This is a genomic window from Virgibacillus dokdonensis (assembly GCF_900166595.1).
Taxonomy (GTDB): Bacteria; Bacillota; Bacilli; order Bacillales; family Amphibacillaceae; genus Virgibacillus; species Virgibacillus dokdonensis.
This window is the reverse complement of sequence record NZ_LT745763.1, coordinates 2,900,618-2,921,921: the sequence shown is the minus strand read 5'-3', so window position 1 is coordinate 2,921,921 and position 21,304 is coordinate 2,900,618. Positions and strand designations below refer to the sequence as shown.

Genomic DNA, 21,304 nt, shown 5'->3' with positions numbered 1-21,304 from the left:
ATAAATTACAAAGAAGGCTGCTCGCCAATCGCGAACAGCCTCCTTTTACTTCAATAGAAAGTAGGGGAAACCTTGATAGAATTAAGAAATGTTTCTAAAGTATATTCCAATGGTACAAAAGGATTAGATGATATTGATTTACAAATTAAGGAGGGGGAATTTGTCGTTATAGTAGGGTTATCTGGTGCAGGGAAATCTACGCTCCTCCGTTCCATTAATCGTCTGCATGAAATAAGTGAAGGAGAAATAACAGTTAACGGAAATTCGATTTCTGAAGCAAAAGGAAACGAATTGTATCGAATTCGACGAGACATTGGGATGATCTTTCAAAACTTTAACCTCGTACGTCGATCCAGCGTCATGAGAAATGTTTTATCTGGGCGAGTCGGTTATCATTCGACATTAAAAATGATACTAGGTTTATTCTCTAAGCAAGATAAAGAACTTGCTATGAATGCATTAAACCGTGTAAATATAGCAGAAAAAGCCTATATTCGTGCGGATCAACTATCTGGAGGACAGCAGCAAAGGGTTTCCATTGCTCGTGCGTTAGCGCAAGAGGCTAAAGTTATTTTAGCGGATGAACCAGTAGCTTCTTTAGATCCAATTACAACGAAGCAAGTAATGGATGACTTGCTGCGAATTAATCAAGAATTAAATATTACAATGGTAGTTAATTTGCATTCTGTTGATCTGGCTAGAAAATATGCTAGTCGAATTATTGGTTTAAATAAAGGGAAAATAGTATTTGATGGAAAAGCTAATGAAGCAACAGAAGAAGTTTTTGCAACTATTTATGGAAACCATGAATTAGTGGCAGAACAGATAGGAGTTGCAAAATGAAAGAATCACAGTTTAACCAGTCGCTAGTAATACCTGTTCCTCCATCTAAGCTAAAGCCTTTTTTTACAACAGTCTTCATAGCAGTGTTACTGCTTTGGGGAGGTTGGCAAATTGAATTTTCATTTACAGAGTTACTTCGTGGATTGCCGAATATGTGGGATCTTATTGTTCAATTGGTGCCGCCGAATTGGGATTATTTTTCGGTTATCACACAGCCGATTTTAGAAACCATTCGTATGGCGGTAGTTGGAACAACGCTTGGTGGTTTAATCGCATTCCCGTTATCAATTTTGGCAGCGCGGAATGTTTTCAGCTCTGCATGGATTACAACATCAGCCAGGTTTGTTTTAAATTTAATTCGTACGATACCTGAGTTGTTATTAGCTGCCTTATTTGTTGCCGTGTTTGGTATTGGACCTATACCAGGTATTTTTGCGCTCATGTTTTTTTCTATTGGTATTATTGCTAAGCTTTTTTATGAATCGATTGAAGCAATAGACCCTGGACCACTGGAGGCAATGACCGCAGTTGGTGCAAATAAATTAAAATGGATTTTTTATGGTGTCGTCCCGCAAATAATGGCATCATTTATGTCGTTCTTTCTATACACATTCGAAATTAATATCCGTGCGGCAGCAGTGCTTGGTTTGGTGGGAGCTGGGGGTATTGGTCTATATTATGAACAAACACTTGGATTTCTTGACTATGGGAAAACAGCTTCCATTATTATTTATACATTAGTAGTTGTTTTAATTATTGATTATTTGTCAACAAGAATAAGGGAGAAATTAACATGAAGCGAATTCGTTTGATTGCAATTGTTGCCATCGTTTCAGCTATATACATCTGGGCTTTTGTTGGTCTACCGAAATTAGAATGGAAGGATACATCTGTTGAAGTGGTTTCTGCTATTGTTTCTGGTCTGTTTCAACCTGATTGGGGTTATGTGTATGACCCCGATGGAGAGGATTTACTTCGTGGGTTGTTAGATACACTAGCTATTGCTTTGCTAGGAACATTTATTGCTGGTATTCTTTGTATTCCATTTGCTTTTTTAGCTTCAAAAAATGTTATTAAGTCTAAGGCTACTGTTGGAACAAGTAAGTTTATGTTAAGTTTTATTCGTGTGTTCCCTGATATTGTACTTGCCTTATTATTTATTAAAGCAGTAGGACCAGGAGCCTTTGCAGGTGTTCTAGCTTTAGGTATTGGTGCTGTTGGTATGTTAGGAAAGCTAATTTCAGAAAGTATGGATCATGTAGATTTAAGTGCCAAAGAAGCATTAATATCCTCTGGAGCAAATCCAGTAAAGACCTTTATTTTTGCCATTGTACCACAAGTATTACCAAACTTTTTCTCGTTCATATTGTATCGCTTTGAAGTAAATGTACGTGCCGCGGCAGTTTTAGGTGTCATTGGCGCTGGAGGAATAGGAACACCGCTTATTTTCGCTTTAAGTGTTAGAGATTGGGAAAGAGTAGGGATTATTTTGTTAGGGATTATTTTGATGGTAACGGTAATTGATATGATTTCAGGAAAATTAAGAGCACGTTTCATTTAAATGTCTTGAACAAAGGCGCAAGCGCCCGTTTAGCAATGTAGCAACTGGAACGAAGCGACTGAGATAAAGGAACCACGGTGAGGTACGAACCGATGGTGACTTATCGTAGGTCGATTTCGTGAAGTTGCCTAGTTGCTGGCAATGGAACCGGACGTCGCTATTACGTTATTTCTTTGTCCTATAGTAGCAAATTTTTATACTTTCCTATTTCTCTAAAAAGGTCGCTTTGTGGCTATGTCTTTATTCTGGATATAAGGTGATGTTAGCATTAGAAAAGATGTGTACTAGGAAAGTATAAGAGGGAGATAATGGCTTTAGAACAACAATTCGTGGGGGGATGAAAGCCCCCTCACTGATTGAAGCTTCATTTTATGCAGTTGAACGAAAAATACATAGAAATATTTCTTTTTATAAGGAATAAGAAATATTTTTATTAACATGTGGCAACTTGCTCAAATTATCCGTATACTAATTAGAAGTCAGGTTTATAGACAGAAAATTCTCTCTAGGGAGTGTGTTTTCAATGAAGCCAGTTATTGGAGTAACGCCATCTGTAGAAAACGCATCGAATATGCATTTTGTAAGTATTGCTAATATTACAGCAATTGAGGGAGCGGGAGGCACCCCAATAATTCTTCCTTTTGTACCTTCAGAAACGCAAATAAGACAAATTGCCAGTTTAATTGACGGGTTATATTTAACAGGGGGCAATAGTATCGACCCTACATTATTTGTTGAAGAACCGCATCCGAAGTTAGGGGAAATTAATCCGATACGTGATCAATACGAAGTTGCATTAATACAAGAAATACAAAAGCACCAAAAACCCATATTAGGAGTTTGTAGAGGGTGTCAGATTTTAAATATTGCCTTAGGCGGCGATATGTACCAAGATATTTATGCACAAATGGAAGGGGAATTGTTACAGCATAAGCAACATGCTCCCGATGGTCATGCTTCTCATTATGTTCACGTGAAAGAGGACTCCGTATTACGAGAAATTGCCGGTATGGAAAAAATAAAAGTGAATAGTAGGCATCATCAGGCTAACCGAAAGCTTGGAGAGGGTATGCAAATTTGTGGTATGGCAAGTGATGGCGTCGTTGAAGCAATAGAAAGCAGAGAAGAGTCTTTCTTATTAGGAGTTCAGTGGCATCCGGAAAACTTAGCGATAGAAGAAGATGCTGTCTCTAAAAATATTTTTCATGCGTTTATAGAAGCTTGCAGGGAAAGAAGCTAACATCATTCATGCATTTTGGTAAGCTTAATGGCTATTGTAGAAATAGGACTTAAAAGAAGGAGGGAAGCTCATCTCGATGGAGGTAGTATATATGCAACTTAACAAATAATTGTTGGTATTTTTAACATGTGAATATCAAACGGAGAAGGTGGGATTTGAACCAACAAGGCGCATACACGCTCTAGCGCATTTCGCCCCCTTCAGCCAGACTTGGGTACTTCTCCATATATAAGAACAATAAATATTGTAAAAGATCTTTTCAATAGTGACAAGTTATTTGCATGAAATCTATAAGTGATAGAAAGAAATAGTATTGACTCATTTCTTAAAATAGCATATTGTATTATGTAAAAATAAATGATTGAGGTATTAACTATGAATCACTTCATGAAGAAAAGTATTGAATATTTTAAAATTGAAAATGAAAACAAGGCACGTCTGTTAATTAAATGCCCAGATCAGCCTGGAATAGTAGCCACTGTTTCTGATTTTTTATATCGAAACGGAGCAAATATTATTACTTCTGATCAATATACATTGAATCCTGACGGCGGTCAGTTTTTTATGCGGATTGAATTTTATTGTCCGCAATTAGGTGAAAAGGCAGAGCAAATTGAGCAGGCATTTCAACCTATTGGCGAACAATTTGCGATGAATTGGCAATTCGTTTATGTTAGTCAATTGAAAAATGTAGCGATTTTTGTCTCTAATGAACCGCATTGTTTAATGGAATTGTTGTGGGAATATCAAAGCGGTGGTCTTATGGCGAATATCGCTCTTGTTATTAGCAATCATGAAACAGCTAGAGAAACAGTTGAGTCGCTGGGAATTCCTTTTTATTACATTCCAGCAAATAAAGATATTCGCAAACAAGTAGAGGAAAAGCAACTTCAATTGCTGAAAGATTACGAGGTCGATGTTATTGTGCTTGCGCGCTATATGCAAATATTAACAAGTGACTTTGTTAAAAATTATGAGAACAGAATCATTAATATCCATCATTCTTTTTTACCAGCTTTTGTTGGTGCAAAGCCATATGAACGTGCTTATGAACGCGGTGTAAAAATGATTGGAGCGACCTCTCATTATGTAACCAATGATCTGGATGAAGGTCCGATTATTGAGCAAGATATCGGTAGAGTAGACCATAGAGATGATATTGCGAAAATGAAGAAGATTGGACAAGCGATCGAGAGGGTTGTTCTATCACGTGCTGTCAAATGGCATCTGGAGGATCGGATCATTGTGCATCAAAATAAAACGATCGTGTTTTAGTGAAAGGAAACTTGTCTCCTTTCCCTATAGGAAAACAATAATATAAGAAAAGCTTAGCTATCGTCATAAGATTTTGCCGATAGCTAGGTTTTTCTAATACCCAATTTTGGCGTTATGTAGTTTCCAATGCATATTTTGTTTCGGGTCACCGCTGGACATCAATGTACCTTTTATTGTTACTTTATCCCCAGGCTTCAATGCTTTCTTTGGAGTACTTCTTCCAAAATCGGCAAGAAACACTTGGTAAGCCTCATTTTTCTTACTTGATTTAACTTTAGACCATTTTTGCCCGTTGTATCTGTTTCCTCCCCAAACGTATACCTTTTTTCCTTTGGCTTCCATCACGTAACCTTTCCAAGTTACTTTTTTTCCAGATAAATGCTTATCCCATGTTTTCTTTTGTGTACTACGGCTTAATTTTTTGTATTCTTTCGTAAAAGTAGGGAAATTTTGTACTGCTTTTATCGTTTTTTTCTGTTGAGAAGAAAGCGCGTTGGTTTTCTTTTTGCGTTTATCATCGTCGTATTCGTCGTCATCGTAATCATCATCAATTACTCGTTTATCTTTATCCGTGGTTTCGGCTTTGCTTTGTTCTTGGTTTGCATACTTTTCTTTCAACTCGTCAGGCATCATAAAGGATGCTATGCTAAATAAAACGATGGAAACGAGTGTTATCAAGCCGCCTCTGTATTTTTTCTTTTTAATAGCACCCATGATTAGTAAGATAATGCCAGCAATGATCCCCAATGATGCGATTGTACCTAATAATGTACTGATTATAGCCATATGAATTCCTCCTCCACGTAATAGTACCATAAAAAAGGAAGCGGTTGTATAAATTTGTTAGCTAATATGATCAGCAAAAAATACTTCTTTCCATTGGCTTAGAGAAGATTCTACCTTGTACATGTTGAATTAGGAAGGGAGGAAGTACTTAATGAAAAAAGACGGAGAGGGTAAGGAAACTCCTGAAAGAAAAAGGGAAAGAATGAGACAAGAGGAATTAAATAATCCTTCAAGTAGTATTCATGGAAGTGTTTTGTCAGATTTAGTAGGTGCTTTAGGGTGGAAAGGTAGTTTACTATTCGTTATTGCGATAGCAATAGGCTTATTCATCGTGTCTGTCTTTATATTTTAAACAGACATCTTTAGGAAGCACATATTTTAAGCCAATTAAAAAAACGTGACAATTGCAAGATTATTTGTTAAAATATTTTTTAAATAAAGAATAATTCGTATTTTAAGTACCTAAATTTAATTAACTGCCAAATCTAATTGACTCTCTTTTTTCGGTTGAGCAAACCCTAGATTAAAACCAGTTATATTGATGGATTTTCTCTGTCTGTATAACTGGTTTTAAATATTTTAGGGAAATGTGAGTTTTTTGGTTTATAGGATAAGAAAAACAAAGGCTTTCTAAAGCATTGGAGGAGAAATATGGGGAATTTAAGAGTTGCTGTTGATGTGGGTGGGACGTTCACAGATGTGTTTGTATTTGATGAAATTAATAAGAAGATTTCTGTAGAGAAAACGTCATCTACTCCTGCAAATCCTGATATTGGTGTCATACAAGGGCTGAAAAAGGTTAATATACCTTTTGAAGAGATCAAGGTTTTTTCGCACGGTACGACTGCAGGGACTAATGCTTTAATAGAACGGAAACTTCCTAATACGGCACTAATTACTACGAAAGGATTTCGTGATGCAATAGAAATACGTAGAGGTACAAAATTGGATTTATGGGATGCGTATAACGATGTTGCCCAGCCATATATCAAAAGAAGAGATCGTTTTGAAATTACAGAAAGAACGGATTACGCTGGTGATATCCTTGTTGATGTAAATGAGCAGGAAGTAAAAGCATTAGCACACAAGCTGAAAAAAAGAGGGGTAGAAGCCATTGCCGTTTGTTTTTTAAATGCTTATATCAATGGGGAAAATGAACGTGTAACAAAGGAAATATTACAAGAGCAACTACCAGATGTTTTCATCACTATTTCAAGTGATATTCTTCCAGAAATTTTTGAACATGAGCGGATGAGTACAACAGTAATTAATGCTGTTCTTGGCCCAAAAATAACCAATTATATGAAGACATTGGAAAGTAAATTAGGTGAAAAGGGGTATAAAGGAGAAATTTTAATTATGCATTCTGGAGGTGGTGTGATTACTTCGGAAAATGTACCAAAATACGCGGGACGACTTGCGAGTTCGGGTATTGCTGCTGGAGCAATTGCAACTAAGCATATTGCAAGTTTATGCGGGTATAAGAGTGCCATTGGATTAGATATGGGCGGAACAAGTACGGATATTTCTTTAGTTTATGATGGAAATTTGAAAATGACAAAAGAATGGTATATCGAGTATGGGTATCCAATAGGATTTCCAAGTATTGAACTGATGACGATTGGTGCAGGGGGAGGGAGTTTAGCTTGGATTGATGCAGGTGGTTCTCTGAGAAATGGTCCAGAGAGTGCTGGTTCATTTCCTGGCCCTGCAAGTTATGGGAAAGGTGGAACACAGCCTACAAACACCGATGCGAATTTGATATTAGGTCGGCTCAGCAACTCCCTATTAAATGGCGAGATGCAGTTAAAAAAAGAACAAGCGCTTCAATCGCTGCAACCAATATGTGAAACGTTTGGCTATACTTCTCTGGAAGCCGCAGACGCGATATTAAATGTAGCTAATGCTAACATGAGTGATGCGCTTCGTCTTATTTCGGTTAGAAAGGGCTATGACCCAAGAGACTTCGTATTAGTTGCTTTTGGTGGAGCAGGAGGACTGCATAGCGCTTATCTAGCAAAAGAACTGCATATTCCTCATGTTATTATACCCACCTATCCTGGTGTTGCAGCTGCATACGGCTGTTTACTTGTTGATTACCGCCACGATATAACCCAAACTTATGTAGCCAATATGGAAGATGTGGATCAAGAAGATTTAAATAAGGCATTTGCTAAATTAGAGCAAAAGGGAATAGAGTTATTAAAAAAGGAAAAGGTCTCCGTACAAAACATGCAATTGATTCGGCATTTGGAAATGCGTTACTCCGGTCAATGGAGGTCGCTAGCTGTCACTGTCAATCGTCCAATCGTTTCTTTAAGTAGTGCTTTAGACAAGTTTCACCAAGAACATGAGCGGGCATTCGCCTTCTCGAATCCAGATCAAAAGGTAGAAATTTATGGATTACGTGTTGAGGCTATTGGGACAGTACCTAAACCAGAACTAGCAAAAGAGGAGCCTTCAGGGAATTTAGAAAATGCTTTAAAGAAATATCGTCATGTTTATTTTAAGGAAGAAGATGGTTTAGTTCGTACACCAATATATAAACGGTCACTTCTCCCAGTAGATAGCTTTATACATGGACCTGCAATTGTCGAACAGTTAGATACGACAATTATTATTCCGCCACAGTTTACCGCTACCGTTGATGAGTATAAAAATATAATTATTCATGTGAATATAGGGGGAGCGTGATGGAAGTGATGAAAAACAATTCTTTAGATCCAGTAACATTTGAAGTGTTAAAGAATAGTTTTATTAATTTAGTTGATCAGATGTCGGAACAGATAATACGAACGTGTTATTCGTTTGTTATATATAATCGAGATTTCAGTTCTGCATTATGTGACGCTAATGGGAATATTGTAATGCAAGGTACGCAGGATATCGCTGTTCATGTAGGCACTTTACATTTAACTGCAAAAGCAATTATTGAATATTTTCAAGAGGATATTCACCCCGGGGACGTATTTCTCATTAATGATCCTTATCGTGGGGGGACTCATTTTAGTGATGTTAGGGTGATAAGACCGGTTTTCTACCGGAAAACACTGATTGCATTTATCCAGTCAAATGGTCACTGGGCTGATGTTGGTGGAGGTATGCCTGGATCTTTTGATGTTAGCTCTAAAGCTCATTTTGGAGAAGGTGTTCGCATACCTCCAACTCGAATTTGGAGTAAGGGTAACTATTTGAAAGATGTAGCTAATCTTATTGTGAGCAATATGCGGGTGCCAGAAGAACGGTTTGGAGATTTACGTTCTCAGGTAGAAGCAACAAAAGTAGCGGAAAAAGAGCTTCTCAGATTAATAGATAAATATACAATAGATAAAGTATTATTAGCATTTGCTGAAGTTCAAAACTATGTAGAACGATTAACCAGAGAGAAATTAAAGCAGCTTCCAAACGGAACATGGGAAACAATAGATTATATCGATATGGATCCAGATTTTGGAGACGGAATGATTCCTATTAAAGTAAAATTATCTATTAAAGATGATCAAATTGTTTATGATTTGGATGGGACACATTCCACTATTGGTTGTTTTTTGAATGCAACTTTTGGTTCCTCACTTTCGGGTCTATATGCTGGGACGAAAACGTTTTTTCCTGATATACCATTAAACTCTGGCTTCTATCGCGTTATAGAAGCAAGTTTACCAAAAGGTTCCGTTGTTCATGCAGATTGGCCAGTGGCTGTATCTGGTTTTTGTTCAGGACCATTTGAGAAAATTATGAATGCTTGCTTTGAGTTGTGGTCACATATTATGCCGGAAAAAGCGCTAGCATGTTCTTTTAATTTAGAGTATTTATTAATTGGAGGATGGGATCAAAGAGAAGGATATAATCAATTTTTTATGTGGTATGACTGGATGGTCGGTGGCCACGGTGGTCGTATAAGTAAAGATGGGGCGAATGCTATGTCACCAGTCTTTGGAGCGGGGTTGAGTGTGCAACCTTGTGAAGGTCAAGAGCGTTTAACCCCTGTGATTACATCTTATCATAAAATTATGACTGATTCTGGAGGACCCGGTGAATATCGCGGAGGGTGTGGAGTTGAGAAAGGGGGAACACTAACGGCGATTCAAGACGCTGTTATGTCTGTATGTTGTGACCGTTCAAGATCAGTTACATGGGGGATCTTTGGCGGTTTGCCGTCAAACCCGCACGGAAATTGGTTAAATCCTCAAACAGATAAAGAAGAATTTTTAGGTGCTTTTTTTTCTAATGTTTCATTAAAAGAAGGGGATAGATTTACAAGACCATCAGCTGGAGGAGGCGGACTTGGCGACCCACTAAAACGTAATCCACAATCGGTATTAGAAGATGTTAAAGATGGCTACGTTTCTATTGCTCGTGCAGAAAAAGATTATGGCGTGGTTATCAAGGCAATTGATCCTGATGTTGTTTATTATGAAATTTTACAAGAAGAAACCAGCAGAAAGCGCAATTATATAAGAGAAAATAGAAAGGCGTGGCTAACAGAAGAACCACAAAATGTAATTATAAAGTATAGAGAGGGGGTAATAGGGAAATTAGACTTAATTCGTCAATATGGGGTAATTATTGATTTTTCAACAAACACTGTTTTGGAAAAAACAACGCAACAATTTCGAGAGATGCTTCACAAGCGCTCAGTAGCTTATTGGGAATAGAGAAATCATCTGTGGTGGGATTTTTATAAGTATTATCTATATCAGCTAAGTTAGGAAAAAATGAGACATAGCAAATTACAAAGGCTAATATGCTATGTCTTGTTTGCGGAAAATATGCTTTACGCACATTTTTTTAATCAGTCTTAACTTAAAATGTTTAATTATTACAGTAATCTAATAAATCCAATATCACCAAAATTAGTATAGATTTAGTCGGCAGATTGGTCGGCAAAAAAAGATTGAAAATAAAAATGCTGCTCTTGAATTTATCAAGAACAGCATTATATCAATACTTGCCAAATATGCTGGTGAGAGGATTCGAACCTCCGACCCCTTCATTACGAGTGTGCTACATTGAAAATACTATAACAGTTTTGGCTTTGCATGTACTGATATAGCAGGCTTTTGTTATTACCTGCTTATTTTTCATTTGATAAATTTGATAGGTTATAATTATTTTTGTGTAAATTTGTTGGCAGTTTTTGTGGCAATTGTAGGCAAACAAAAACACCATAAACATGGTGCTTAAACGTTCTTTTTTCCGTACTTTTTTTCTAAGATATTAGCAGCATTTTGATCGGCTTCTTGTAAGTAATGGCCATAAGTATTCATGGTGATTTGAATATCGGCATGACCTAATCGTGAGGAAATATGTTTTGCATGAAGTCCTTCATTTATTAAAAGTGTTGCAGCTGTGTGTCGTAGATCATGAAAGCGAATTGCTTTAAATTTAGTGCGGTTTAAAAATCTAGTCCACCACCTCGAGACACTACCAGGGTAAAAAGGCTTTCCAAACTCCACAATTTGACCTTCTTTTACTTCGTGAGTAGAAAATACAAAGTCGTGGTATTCTCCATCCCATAATTCTGAAGCTTGTAATTGATCTTTTTTTCGTAAATGGCTGTACTCATTTAGTTCATTCATTAAGAAGCCAGGTAACGTTATAGTTCTTTCCTCACCATTTTTAGGTGCTTTCAATTCATATCCTTTATCTTTTGTGTAGTTAAGCGAATATTGTACTTGAACGGTATTCTTGTCAAAGTTTACATTTTCCCATAGCAAGCCAAGTATTTCACCGCGTCTAAGCCCACCTAAAATAGCGATTTTTACCATTAAACCATAATGAATTAACTCATTCTCCAGTAAAGCAAATAAATCATTCACTTCTTCATCTGTGTATACCTCATATTTTTTGCTTTCAACTTTAGGTTTAGGAACAAGTGATACGGGATTTTTCTTCAAAATGCGTAAATGGTTTGTAGCGTAATTGAAGATAGATCGGAGTATTGCATAATGTTTGTAGATTGTAGCAGTTGAAAGCTTTCCTTCTTTTTTATCTTTACGAGCATTTTCCAAGTCATCAAGATATTTTGTTATATGGATTGGTTGAATGGTTTCTAGTTTCTTATTTCCGAATGCAGGTATGATATGGCCATCTAATATATAGTTGTATGCTTCAAGTGTTTTAGCTGCAAAATGCTTATTTGCATATAGATTACGCCAGTCGTTTACAAAAGCAGCAAACTTAATTTTTGTTGGTTCGATATATTCACCACTATTTATTTCATTTTCAAAAGCCGTAAGAAGCTTCCTGGCTTCCGTTTTGTTTTTAGCTTTAACGTTTTTATATTTTCTTATATATTTTCCATCAGCACCTAAACCTAGACTGACAGATAATTCCCAAGAATTTTTACCACGCTTTCTTACACTACCAGCCATAAGATCACCCTATTCAACTATAACTTTTAGAATTGTCTATTTACATTTGGTTTTAAAAAGATTATCTAGAATCGATACAGCTTCATTTCGTTCTTCTTCAGTTAATTTGATTCCGTTGTAATATGCATCTTTATCTGGTCTGACCAATCTATATCGTATATCTAAATCTGCAGGAGATTCCATGTCTATACCAACTCTTTCCTTGACTATGTCTGTTTCGTCATAACCAGCTAAAAAGGCAAAATTTGATATTCTCACATTAAAATATTCAGCAAGTTTAATAACATTCGATATAGTTGGTCTCTGATTCCCTGGTAAACCTTCCTCTAATCTTTTTAAGTACTTCTCAGATATATTTGTTTCTTTTGCTACTTTTTCAAGTGGTTGTTCACCTCGTAATATTTTTAAATTCTCTCCAAATGATTTAAGAGGATCTAAATCAGTATAACCTGCTTTATGCATTAATGTTTCACTTGATACATTATAGTATTTAGCTAATTTACTTAAGACTTCGAATGTAGGTTTTCTTTCTTTTTTTGTTCGAGGGTCATATCCTTTTTCTAATGTGCTTAAATAAGTATGGCTGATGCCAATACCTTTAGCGACTTCTCGAATTGATTTATTCCCTCTGAGTTCTTTTAAAAATTCACCTAGTTGACTCATTTTGTCACCACCTTTTAAATCTTTTTCTAAAGCAATTGTAAATCGAGGTTGACAAAATAGCAAGATATTTATTATAATTTGGTTGTAGGTTTTGTAAATCATGGTTGACAAAAATCAGAGAGATACTTTATAATTATGCTCAAGGAGGTGTAAATCATGAATTACAATAAATTGAAGGTATTTAGACAAGAACGAGGAATCTCTATTTCTGAACTTGCAAGGCGATCTGGTTTAAGTAGGGTTACAGTAAGTAATGTTGAAAATAGAAAAAGTAATCCTACACAAAAGACAATATCTGCAATATGTGACGTTTTAGAAAAAAATCCATATGATATTTTTTTTGACATTAATGTAAACCACGAATTACAAAAGAAGTTCTTTATAGAACGTGATAGTTAAAACGTAAGCGAAGGAAGGAGAAATAAAATGATTTGTTCTAACTGTGGGAATGGTATACTTCAAAGTCGCTATTATCGGGCTGGAAAGAATGGATCTGTATTCTGTTCAAAAGATTGCGCTCATGAAGCATACGAAGGATTTTATTCTAAGCAAGAAGTTAGTAAAACTATGGAATGTCATGTGTTGGAAAATAAAGAGAAGGAGGTGGTAAGCATGGAAAATAAAAACCATAAAATTATGGATCAAGCCACGGAAATAAAAGCAAGCTTAGAGATAATGGACGGACAAATGTCATTCTTTGGTGAACTTATAGACGATACACAGCAGCATCCTGAAGCAGCTGCACTTTTATGAAACATGGAGAGATCCAAAAAAAGCTAAACGCAATTTTTTATCTTTTTAATTCGCAGTTGGAAGCAATACAAGAGTGCCAAAAAAATATTTCGAATCTATTGATTGGAGATGAAGCGAATGGAAAATAATTTAAATGAACTTGTTCATGAATTAGAGTCGCAAACAGGGGACTTGAACTTAAAGGTAATCACTTTAAATGATGTAAGGGAAGTTATAGGGCATTTACGTGATGATATGGATAACGTGAATATAGAAACTTTACGCATTTCTTTTCGAGAGTTTCACCAAACCATTCGGCTTATGGATGATCTTTTAAAATATACAGTTGATGACCTAAACCAGGTTAATGATGAGTTGAAAAACACCAAACAACAATTGTTCGAAAAATTCATTAAGCAGGAGGTACAACATGAGGCGTAACGATCAAGAGAAATATTATTTGTACTTAAAAGCATTCATTAATTCGGTAAAAGCATACCAAGTTAGCTTAGATAAGGATGATATTAAAAAAACCGTATTATATGGTGTAAAAATGGTAAACAGCGCACCAGAGCAAAAAGGATTTAATGAGATATTAGACGCATTTCAATTAGCTAGTGCTATCAAAAGCACAATGGGATTGCTTACACCTAGAGAATTTACGAACATATTTCCAATTGATAAAGACTTCAAAGGTTATAAGATTGAAGCGAAAGATTATTTCTATACAAAAGAGTATATCGAAATGCTGGATAAAGATGTGCCTATTGGTGAAAACATATCTGAGTTTTTATGGGAGTACATGAATGGGGAAGTAATGAACTTTGAAGTTGAGTTACTTTGTTATATGAGTTCTTTAAGAAGAGCGGAAGGACATTTAAGCCTTATGGAAGAATTTATGGCTTCTCAAGGCATGGAAACGCCAAATACCTTTAAAAACAGTAAAGGTGAAGCAATGTATATTCGAGATGGGAAACCAGAAAAAATTAAGGAAACAAAATCCAAGCATTTAGCAGTTGTCCAATAACGAAAGGGGAATAAACAATGAATATAAAAGAAGCTATTAAGCAAAAGGAAATGAAAAACCTTCCAACAATTGAACGTACTACCATGACTGTGAAAGAAATGGCAGTGTATTTAGATTTAAGTACAGATTTTGTTTACAAGTTATGTAGGGAAAAGAAGATTCCTCATATCAAGATAGGGACAAGAACCATGTTTAAAAAGGAATCCATTGATAAATGGTTATCCGACCTTGAAAGGGAATCTTGCCAATATTAATCGCTTAGGTTTCCAGCCCTTATAAGCAATTATATAGTTACCATAAGTATAACATAAATCGCATTTGATATACAGTTTTTTTGAAGTAAAGGGGGTGAACTTCTTGCAGGCTATCACAACACGTTATACAGATAAAGTTCATGAATTAATGCCTGGTGCAAAGATCATTAAGCTAATTGGATATTCCAAGGGAAATACTGATTACCAAACAGCTAAAAAGGCTGCTGGAAAATGGAAAGATACACAGTCATTAAATGACGATCAAATAAATAAATGGTTAGAACAAGGCGGTTGGATCGGCGCTGTTATCCCTAAAGGAAGATATTTAATTGATGTGGATGATGAAGTAGAGGGGAAGTTGCTCAAAGACTTGTTAGAAGGTGAGTTAGTACATCACCACGCTATTAAAACGCCTAAAGGTTTTCATTTTATATTTAGAGAATCGGAAGGACTTACTCAGTATCAAGGTTATGTTAATAGATTAGGGATTGCAACAGATGCACGTAAGGCAGGTTCAGGTTATGAAGTATTTCCAACTTATAATACTGAGGGGCGTTATATTGTATCAACTAGCTTAGAACAGCTAGATGAACCACCACATTATTTAAAAAAAGTATGGAATGGACAAAAAACAGCTTCACCTATGGCTTATCCATATGAAACTAATGGTTCACGTGATGGTGATTTTTATGACTTAGCAAGAAGGCTTTTGCATTGTGGTGTGAGTAAAAAAGAGGTGCAAGAAAGCCTGGAATTAGCTTATGAATACTTTGTTCCATACAAAGAAGATTTTCCCCTTAGATCTATTGGAGAGAAGGTTAATTCAGCTTTAAAAAAAGTTGGCGAAGAGAATAACCGTTCCAATAAGAGTGATGTTAGTTTTGAATTGCAAATTGAAGGTGAACAAGAAAATATAGTAATACCCAAGCCGTTTAAAATAGGCTCTAAGAACACTTTGTTTGAGGAAAAAGAATATAAGGATGGAAATGTAGCTACAACGCTTGTATCTCGAAAAACACCATATATAACGAAAGAGTTTTATAATGTGGAACGGCCACAAGTATTTTATGAAATTCAATGGAAAGAACGTAATAGAACGGTGAAAGAGATCATACCAGCTTCTACTATTGCTATTAGAAAAGAATTGCTTGAACTAAGCGATAGAGGCTTTTCTATTAATGAAAATAACGTTAGGAAGATTATCACTTATTTTGATCGGTATTTACTAGCAAACGATATTAAACAGCATTATGCAGTTGAGAGGTTAGGAAGCATTAAAGGAAGATTCATTCATCCTATTCTTACAAATGATGTTGAGATTATGGCGATAGATCAAGGTGAAAAACAAATAAATGAAGGCTTTGAAATAAAAGGAACAAGCGAATCATGGAAAAATGAAGTATTTGAACGACTTAAACAAAGCCCAAAAGCTGTTTTCATGGTATTAGCAAGCTTTGCAAGCATTGTTATAAAAGATCTTAGAGTACAGCCATTCATTGTTGATCTTAGTGGAACGACTTCACAAGGAAAAACAACAACATTAAGAGCGGCAGCTAGTGTTTGGGGAAATGAGAACTTGTTAAGTGAATGGAACGCCACAAGAGTTTCTATAGAACGCAAGGCGGCATATTTAAACAGCTATCCTTTATTGCTTGATGATACTAGAAAAGCTAATGAACGAGTTTTAAAAGATATTATCTATCAATTTAGTGGCGGTAGATCAAAAGGGCGAGGTAGCTTAAAAGGAAGTCAAAGGGAATACACCTGGAACAATATCCTATTAAGTACAGGAGAAGTTTCTCTAAATGAATATGCTAAGAACCAGGGCGGTGCGGCAGCTAGAATTATTCCGTTAATTGATGAACCATTAAAAAAAGATCAAGACAACATCATACAACTGTATGAGGGAATGGAAAACAATTATGGCGCAATTGGAATTGATTTCTTGGAAGCATGGCAAAAACAAAAGAAAGACTTAATTCCTGAATACCACAACTTTAGAAAACATTATATAGATAAAGCAAAAGGGAATGAAGTTTTAAGTCGTTTAGCGGGATATTATGCAGCTATTCATTTTACGGGAAGTATATTGAACAAAATGCTAGGGATGGATATAGATTTAAAAGCAATATCACGCTTATTTGATGAAATGGCAGAAGAAAACAGAGCAATAGACAAGCCTATGCAGTTTCTGGAGGAAATTTTAACTGATTTGGATAGTAGCAGGCAAGATATTTTTTATGAATATGAACCACAAATTCATAAGGCTATCTACAGAAACAATCAACTTTATTTAATGATTGCGTATGTTAAGGACTATTTAGGAATTGAGGAGAAACAGATACGTAAGGAATGGATGAAAAGAGGAATTACAATCCCATGTGAAAGGAATGGTAAAAAGGTAGATTATAAGCCGATTACTGTTAAAAGGAAAACATATAAGGCTATTCCTGTAAATATGAAATACGTAAGTGAACTAGGGTTCGAATTTGGGATATCTCATTAAATACCAAAATTACCATTAATACAAATTGGTTAAAAAAATGGTAATTCATTAAAGCCAAGAGCAACAACAGCTAGAAAGTGTAAAATACCAAAATTACCAAATTACCACACACTAACATATAACTAGAAAGTAAAAAAAATAAAAAAACAATATCATATATAAGTTATAGTTTTATCAAAAATGGTAATTTGGTAATTTGAACGATACAAACGTTGAATTGATAACTAATAGAGCAATTACCAAAGAATAAAAGACAGGTAATTATCTAGTATTGAAATGGTAATTTGGTAATTATTCATATAAGGATGTGATGACGTTTTTAGCGAATAGTAACAAAGGTAACAAGTCAAAAGGTACGAAAAGGGAAGTTTGTTACTCTACAAAAACCTTATATATCAACGTTTGAAACGTCATGAGTAACAAAAGTAACAATAGTAACAAGAAATATAAAACATACATGGGATTACTGAAAAAAACATGATAATAAAAAATAAATATATATGTAAGTATATTTTTTCTTAAACTTGTTACTTTTGTTACTGAAATCTTAAAAGCCTTGTGAGAGTAAGGCGGATCTTGGTAACAAGAATATAAAATGCTTGTTACCCCTTGTTACTGTTTGTTACTTACTTGTTACTCTATAAAAAAACACTTAAATGAACTAGAGTTATACCCAATTATTCATACAAGGATGTGATGACGTGATCGGAATTATAAAGTTGATAGATTATGCGGAATTAGCTGGTTTCTCTCTATCTGTAAATGAAGATAGATTAATAGTAAATAACGGAACTAATCTTCCATACTATTTAAAGCGTTTATTAGTTACTTATAAAAACGAGATTATACAAGTATTAGAAGAAAAAGCAGAATATGAAGATGTATCTTAAAGGGGTGACAAAGCAATGAAAAAAGCAGTCAAGCCAACATAAATGCAGAGGTGGGGAAATGGATTTAACAGAATGGTATGAGTTACAAAAATACATTTATGCAGAGCAAGAAATGCAAGTGTTAAATGAGCAATACCAGGAACGAAGGGAAGAAATTCTATATAGTGGCTATCCTCAACTAGATCTAGCTTTAGGACATATTGGTTATTGCCATAGATCAACAGAAACGTTAGGTATTGAGTTAGCTTCTCTATCATCAAATTATGAGAAGCAGAAGGTGCGCATACAAAGGAACATGAACTACTATCAACAAGCTATAGAAGGATTAGGAGCAGAACAGCAACATTTGTTTAATAAATTGATGAAGGATAATCATCTGATCTTCTCTAAAAACGGATTAGGTGAACAGATTAGAGAAGTTGTTCGAACAATAGCAAATGACATACAACATATAAAAGAAAGGGAGCAAGGGAATGAACAAACAAGAGAAGAAAGAGTTGTTGTTTAAACAAATGCTAGTCAGCATATTAAGCGATAAAACAATTGTTCAAAAAAGGATATAGCTATGCCCTCCTAAAAAATAAACAGTGCTAGTTATTTGGAAACCGTTGGATGGAGGTACAAATAATACACAGGTCATTTCGCGTGACCCCCTACCCTAAAAAAGGAGGTGTTTTTATGCCAATTGAACAAGATTTATCTGTAGATGAAAGGATAAAACAAGAATACGAAAGACTTAGAAAAGAATATGAAGATTTATCTCCATCTATGTTAGCTGTATTGGATAAGACAATTTTAAATACAGCGATATTAGAGGTTAGGATAGAAGATCTGTCAAAAAACTTGCATGAGTATGGTTATACGGAACTCTTTACACAATCTCCTAATACGCCGCCTTATGAAAGGGAACGAGTACAGGCTAAGGAATATAAAGACTTTATTAAATTGAATCAAACGAATTATCGAGTTCTATCTGATGCCATGAACAGGCACTTAGCAAATAAAGATAATGATGATGATGACGGGTTTGAATCGTTCATAAATTCAAAGAGTTAATTATATAAAACGAAAATAAAGGAGAATGAAAACATGGAAGATTTAATGAAAAAATATCGTGCCGAAGGTGAAAAGTTACAAAATCAAAAAGAAAAATTTGAAGAAGAGCTTTCCCAGGAACAAAAAAAGCTAGAAGGACTAGAAGATGATTATAGCGCTCATGTGTCAAAACTGGAATTTGATCAAGCTGAAAAGGTTAAACAACAAAAAGAAAATGTTAAAAGTCGCATTTCCACCCTTGAGGATTTCATCAAACGTTTAGATCCTTCAAAACCAGAGAATATGCTAGATCAAGCTATTGATGTCATTAATAAATATGCAGACCAAAAAGAAGATTTGTTAAAGAAGGGTAAAAAGTTAGAGGGTAAGATCGAAGCGAAGAAACAAGAGTATTTACAGCTACTTGAAGAAATAGAACAAGTAAATGAGGATTATAGGAAATTGAAAGGACAAGTCAGGCCTTTAGCTAATCGTTATGATTGGTCAACAGTAGAAGGTTTAAAGATCCAACCACGTGCGGAATTTTTTGATAATGGTTATGCGCAGCTATTCAATAAACAAAAATATGAGATTAATACGAAACCTAATGCTGTTGTTCACGGTGGAGGAATTTTCTAATGGGAACAATCGAAACTCGTATTACACCAACGAATGTCAATGAAGATGAAAGAACGTTATCGGGCTATGCCGTTAAATGGAATCGTTATTCATCCATATTAAAAAGGGGATCCAAGCAATTTAAGGAAAGCATCCGTAAAGGTGCTTTCCTCGAAAGCTTGCTACGTGATGATCAATTCTTTTTCATGGCTCATGATAGTTCTAAAGTGTTAGGGCGTAAAAGTGCGGGAACCTTATCCTTAAAGGAAAACGGTATAGGATTACATTTTAGGTTATATGTACCGGACACATCATTAGGTAATGACCTATTTGAATTAGTTAGAAGGCGAGATTTAACAGGTATTAGTATTGGTTTTAGAATACCAAAAGGTGGTGATGAATGGGATCACTCCAAATATGGTTTAAGTTATCGAACCGTGCATAAAGCTAAGTTGACAGAGATCAGCGCTGTAGCTTTACCTGCTTATGAAGATTCAGAAATTCATGTTGATCAGCCTATAAGTTACCAACAGCAAGAAGCAATTCGACAACGATTATTAAAAGAATTTGAAGAAGAAGAACGAAAAGAGAGGTTGGAGAGATTAAAAATAATATCTATGCTTTAACGCCCCCTTGTTCTCTGAAATTCGCTTTCATAAAGGAAACCGTTGGAAGGAGGTTAATTTTTATGCGTGAGGTCACGCGTGAGGGGTGTGGTATAGATAAAAGGAAATAGCACTATAAATATGTTTTTAAGCTATTATGAACGGAAATAGAAAGAATTCCCCTATATTGATATTAAATAGATCCCCCGCCCCATGCAAGCTTTAAATTGGTTTTGGGATGCCGAGGCAAGGGGAGACTTTTCCAATAGCATAGTAATGAGAGAACTTTTTTTAAAGCAAATGGGAGAAGGCAGGCGATTATATATGGAAAAGGTCATTATGATAGATGCAAAACCAATACGGTTTAAAGCTACAGAAGATACTGTAGAAAGATATAAAAAACTATTAAAAAGAGATTTCTTAAAAGATGTTAAAAAATATGATGTGGTTATAAAGTATAATATTAATTCCGTAACATCTCCGCCATCAGATCTAAAGAAAGTTGATCATTATGCTTTGCTTCATGTTTGCTGGATCTTTGCGAAAAACGCTAATGAAGAAATTCCTAAACTTAGAATATGGCTTGAAGATTTTAAGCAATTCCCAGTTATATCTGTTTTTCAGCAGATTAATGAATTAATAGCATACGCTATAACCCAACATGCTAGAAAGGGGCGTTTCCGTGGAAAAGCAAAATCATGAAACGTATATAATTAGAAATGGTAAAGAGGAAAAAGTGACGAAACCTAAAAGCGGTTATGGAAAGCAAACCATTGTATGGCAAGATGGAAAGATTTCTCATTATGAGGTTAGCTTTACAGAAAAATAAATACGCTACTGGAACAACCAGGGCACTGATTAAACGATTTTTCGTTTAGTTAGTGCTTTTTTTATT

Annotated in this window: 24 protein-coding genes; 21 read left to right on the top strand and 3 right to left on the bottom strand. The window is 35.3% G+C overall.

The features are described 5' to 3' along the window. Positions 1 to 72 precede the first annotated feature (72 nt). From phnC to purU, 5 genes are all read left to right on the top strand, one after another. Positions 73 to 843, top strand: a complete 771-nt coding sequence (gene phnC, locus B2C77_RS15305) for a phosphonate ABC transporter ATP-binding protein (protein WP_077705551.1) — start codon at positions 73 to 75, stop codon at positions 841 to 843. Further along, positions 840 to 1,640, top strand: a complete 801-nt coding sequence (gene phnE, locus B2C77_RS15300) for a phosphonate ABC transporter, permease protein PhnE (RefSeq protein ID WP_077705548.1) — start codon at positions 840 to 842, stop codon at positions 1,638 to 1,640. The genes phnC and phnE (B2C77_RS15300) overlap by 4 nt, the downstream gene beginning before the upstream one ends. Further along, entirely contained in the window at positions 1,637 to 2,404 is a 768-nt protein-coding gene (gene phnE, locus B2C77_RS15295; protein ID WP_077705546.1) for a phosphonate ABC transporter, permease protein PhnE, read from the top strand. The genes phnE (B2C77_RS15300) and phnE (B2C77_RS15295) overlap by 4 nt, the downstream gene beginning before the upstream one ends. Positions 2,405 to 2,927: 523 nt before the next feature. Then, positions 2,928 to 3,644, top strand: a complete 717-nt coding sequence (locus B2C77_RS15290) for a gamma-glutamyl-gamma-aminobutyrate hydrolase family protein (protein ID WP_077705543.1) — start codon at positions 2,928 to 2,930, stop codon at positions 3,642 to 3,644. Positions 3,645 to 4,019: 375 nt separating this feature from the next. Beyond that, entirely contained in the window at positions 4,020 to 4,919 is a 900-nt protein-coding gene (gene purU, locus B2C77_RS15285) for a formyltetrahydrofolate deformylase (protein ID WP_077705540.1), read from the top strand. 93 nt (positions 4,920 to 5,012) lie between these two features. Here purU and B2C77_RS15280 read toward each other — a convergent pair whose 3' ends face one another. Continuing rightward, entirely contained in the window at positions 5,013 to 5,705 is a 693-nt protein-coding gene (locus B2C77_RS15280; RefSeq protein WP_077705537.1) for a hypothetical protein, read from the bottom strand. A 151-nt stretch (positions 5,706 to 5,856) separates the two neighbouring features. On the opposite strand from B2C77_RS15280, the gene B2C77_RS15275 reads away from it, so the two are divergent. The 3 genes from B2C77_RS15275 (at position 5,857) to B2C77_RS15265 (ending at position 10,360) form a co-directional block, all read left to right on the top strand. Continuing rightward, entirely contained in the window at positions 5,857 to 6,057 is a 201-nt protein-coding gene (locus B2C77_RS15275; protein ID WP_077705534.1) for a DUF6366 family protein, read from the top strand. A gap of 299 nt (positions 6,058 to 6,356) precedes the next feature. Next, on the top strand, positions 6,357 to 8,399 hold the full coding sequence (locus B2C77_RS15270) for a hydantoinase/oxoprolinase family protein (RefSeq protein ID WP_077705531.1): 2,043 nt from the start codon (positions 6,357 to 6,359) through the stop codon (positions 8,397 to 8,399). Then, a complete protein-coding gene (locus B2C77_RS15265) occupies positions 8,399 to 10,360 on the top strand; it encodes a hydantoinase B/oxoprolinase family protein (RefSeq protein ID WP_217697390.1) in 1,962 nt (653 codons plus the stop codon). Before B2C77_RS15270 ends, B2C77_RS15265 begins: the two co-directional genes overlap by 1 nt. A gap of 525 nt (positions 10,361 to 10,885) precedes the next feature. Here the strand turns inward: B2C77_RS15265 and B2C77_RS15260 are convergent. Together B2C77_RS15260 and B2C77_RS21750 are read right to left on the bottom strand one after the other, a co-directional pair. Beyond that, a complete protein-coding gene (locus B2C77_RS15260) occupies positions 10,886 to 12,079 on the bottom strand; it encodes a tyrosine-type recombinase/integrase (protein WP_077705528.1) in 1,194 nt (397 codons plus the stop codon). Positions 12,080 to 12,115: 36 nt separating this feature from the next. Next, positions 12,116 to 12,844, bottom strand: a complete 729-nt coding sequence (locus tag B2C77_RS21750; protein WP_176087343.1) for a helix-turn-helix domain-containing protein — start codon at positions 12,842 to 12,844, stop codon at positions 12,116 to 12,118. Positions 12,845 to 12,898: 54 nt separating this feature from the next. Between B2C77_RS21750 and B2C77_RS15250 the strand changes: the two genes are divergently transcribed. From B2C77_RS15250 to B2C77_RS21450, 13 genes are all read left to right on the top strand, one after another. After that, entirely contained in the window at positions 12,899 to 13,141 is a 243-nt protein-coding gene (locus B2C77_RS15250; RefSeq protein ID WP_077705523.1) for a helix-turn-helix transcriptional regulator, read from the top strand. Positions 13,142 to 13,168: 27 nt separating this feature from the next. After that, positions 13,169 to 13,495 carry a hypothetical protein gene (locus tag B2C77_RS15245; RefSeq protein ID WP_077705520.1) on the top strand — a complete coding sequence of 109 codons (327 nt, stop codon included), beginning with the start codon at positions 13,169 to 13,171 and terminating at the stop codon, positions 13,493 to 13,495. 117 nt (positions 13,496 to 13,612) lie between these two features. After that, a complete protein-coding gene (locus B2C77_RS15240) occupies positions 13,613 to 13,915 on the top strand; it encodes a hypothetical protein (protein WP_077705517.1) in 303 nt (100 codons plus the stop codon). Then, complete coding sequence (locus B2C77_RS15235; RefSeq protein WP_077705514.1) at positions 13,905 to 14,501, top strand: hypothetical protein; 597 nt, start codon at positions 13,905 to 13,907, stop codon at positions 14,499 to 14,501. Before B2C77_RS15240 ends, B2C77_RS15235 begins: the two co-directional genes overlap by 11 nt. Before the next feature lie 17 nt (positions 14,502 to 14,518). After that, complete coding sequence (locus B2C77_RS15230; protein WP_254843983.1) at positions 14,519 to 14,755, top strand: helix-turn-helix domain-containing protein; 237 nt, start codon at positions 14,519 to 14,521, stop codon at positions 14,753 to 14,755. A gap of 148 nt (positions 14,756 to 14,903) precedes the next feature. Continuing rightward, positions 14,904 to 17,261, top strand: coding sequence for a DUF927 domain-containing protein (locus B2C77_RS15225; RefSeq protein WP_077706936.1), 2,358 nt, complete (start codon positions 14,904 to 14,906; stop codon positions 17,259 to 17,261). 701 nt (positions 17,262 to 17,962) lie between these two features. Further along, a complete protein-coding gene (locus B2C77_RS15220) occupies positions 17,963 to 18,151 on the top strand; it encodes a hypothetical protein (protein WP_077705511.1) in 189 nt (62 codons plus the stop codon). Positions 18,152 to 18,209: 58 nt separating this feature from the next. Continuing rightward, positions 18,210 to 18,659, top strand: a complete 450-nt coding sequence (locus B2C77_RS15215; protein WP_077705509.1) for a hypothetical protein — start codon at positions 18,210 to 18,212, stop codon at positions 18,657 to 18,659. 170 nt (positions 18,660 to 18,829) lie between these two features. Then, positions 18,830 to 19,207, top strand: coding sequence for a hypothetical protein (locus tag B2C77_RS15210; RefSeq protein ID WP_077705506.1), 378 nt, complete (start codon positions 18,830 to 18,832; stop codon positions 19,205 to 19,207). Positions 19,208 to 19,240: 33 nt separating this feature from the next. Continuing rightward, positions 19,241 to 19,825 (top strand): hypothetical protein, encoded by a 585-nt coding sequence (locus B2C77_RS15205; RefSeq protein WP_077705503.1) that lies wholly within the window; start codon positions 19,241 to 19,243, stop codon positions 19,823 to 19,825. After that, the gene (locus B2C77_RS15200) at positions 19,825 to 20,430 is read left to right on the top strand and encodes an HK97 family phage prohead protease (protein WP_077705500.1); all 606 of its coding nucleotides are present in this window, start codon (positions 19,825 to 19,827) and stop codon (positions 20,428 to 20,430) included. The genes B2C77_RS15205 and B2C77_RS15200 overlap by 1 nt, the downstream gene beginning before the upstream one ends. A 192-nt stretch (positions 20,431 to 20,622) precedes the next feature. Then, a complete protein-coding gene (locus B2C77_RS15195) occupies positions 20,623 to 21,111 on the top strand; it encodes a hypothetical protein (protein ID WP_141130741.1) in 489 nt (162 codons plus the stop codon). Beyond that, a complete protein-coding gene (locus tag B2C77_RS21450) occupies positions 21,092 to 21,238 on the top strand; it encodes a DUF3954 domain-containing protein (protein ID WP_176087342.1) in 147 nt (48 codons plus the stop codon). The genes B2C77_RS15195 and B2C77_RS21450 overlap by 20 nt, the downstream gene beginning before the upstream one ends. The last annotated feature ends 66 nt before the right edge of the window (positions 21,239 to 21,304 follow it).

Excerpts from the sequence above, each read along its gene's own strand:
- B2C77_RS15235 (WP_077705514.1), top strand. The coding sequence starts at position 13,905 with ATGAGGCGTAACGATCAAGAGAAATATTATTTGTACTTAAAAGCATTC.
- B2C77_RS15210 (WP_077705506.1), top strand. The coding sequence starts at position 18,830 with ATGCCAATTGAACAAGATTTATCTGTAGATGAAAGGATAAAACAAGAA.
- phnE (WP_077705548.1), top strand. The coding sequence starts at position 840 with ATGAAAGAATCACAGTTTAACCAGTCGCTAGTAATACCTGTTCCTCCA.
- B2C77_RS15245 (WP_077705520.1), top strand. The coding sequence starts at position 13,169 with ATGATTTGTTCTAACTGTGGGAATGGTATACTTCAAAGTCGCTATTAT.
- phnE (WP_077705546.1), top strand. The coding sequence starts at position 1,637 with ATGAAGCGAATTCGTTTGATTGCAATTGTTGCCATCGTTTCAGCTATA.
- B2C77_RS15215 (WP_077705509.1), top strand. The coding sequence starts at position 18,210 with ATGGATTTAACAGAATGGTATGAGTTACAAAAATACATTTATGCAGAG.
- B2C77_RS15205 (WP_077705503.1), top strand. The coding sequence starts at position 19,241 with ATGGAAGATTTAATGAAAAAATATCGTGCCGAAGGTGAAAAGTTACAA.
- purU (WP_077705540.1), top strand. The coding sequence starts at position 4,020 with ATGAATCACTTCATGAAGAAAAGTATTGAATATTTTAAAATTGAAAAT.
- B2C77_RS15270 (WP_077705531.1), top strand. The coding sequence starts at position 6,357 with ATGGGGAATTTAAGAGTTGCTGTTGATGTGGGTGGGACGTTCACAGAT.
- B2C77_RS15230 (WP_254843983.1), top strand. The coding sequence starts at position 14,519 with ATGAATATAAAAGAAGCTATTAAGCAAAAGGAAATGAAAAACCTTCCA.
- B2C77_RS15260 (WP_077705528.1), bottom strand. The coding sequence starts at position 12,079 with ATGGCTGGTAGTGTAAGAAAGCGTGGTAAAAATTCTTGGGAATTATCT.
- B2C77_RS21750 (WP_176087343.1), bottom strand. The coding sequence starts at position 12,844 with ATGATTTACAAAACCTACAACCAAATTATAATAAATATCTTGCTATTT.
- B2C77_RS15290 (WP_077705543.1), top strand. The coding sequence starts at position 2,928 with ATGAAGCCAGTTATTGGAGTAACGCCATCTGTAGAAAACGCATCGAAT.
- B2C77_RS15280 (WP_077705537.1), bottom strand. The coding sequence starts at position 5,705 with ATGGCTATAATCAGTACATTATTAGGTACAATCGCATCATTGGGGATC.
- B2C77_RS15195 (WP_141130741.1), top strand. The coding sequence starts at position 20,623 with ATGCAAGCTTTAAATTGGTTTTGGGATGCCGAGGCAAGGGGAGACTTT.
- B2C77_RS15275 (WP_077705534.1), top strand. The coding sequence starts at position 5,857 with ATGAAAAAAGACGGAGAGGGTAAGGAAACTCCTGAAAGAAAAAGGGAA.
- B2C77_RS15200 (WP_077705500.1), top strand. The coding sequence starts at position 19,825 with ATGGGAACAATCGAAACTCGTATTACACCAACGAATGTCAATGAAGAT.
- B2C77_RS15265 (WP_217697390.1), top strand. The coding sequence starts at position 8,399 with ATGGAAGTGATGAAAAACAATTCTTTAGATCCAGTAACATTTGAAGTG.
- B2C77_RS15225 (WP_077706936.1), top strand. The coding sequence starts at position 14,904 with ATGCCTGGTGCAAAGATCATTAAGCTAATTGGATATTCCAAGGGAAAT.
- B2C77_RS15240 (WP_077705517.1), top strand. The coding sequence starts at position 13,613 with ATGGAAAATAATTTAAATGAACTTGTTCATGAATTAGAGTCGCAAACA.
- B2C77_RS15250 (WP_077705523.1), top strand. The coding sequence starts at position 12,899 with ATGAATTACAATAAATTGAAGGTATTTAGACAAGAACGAGGAATCTCT.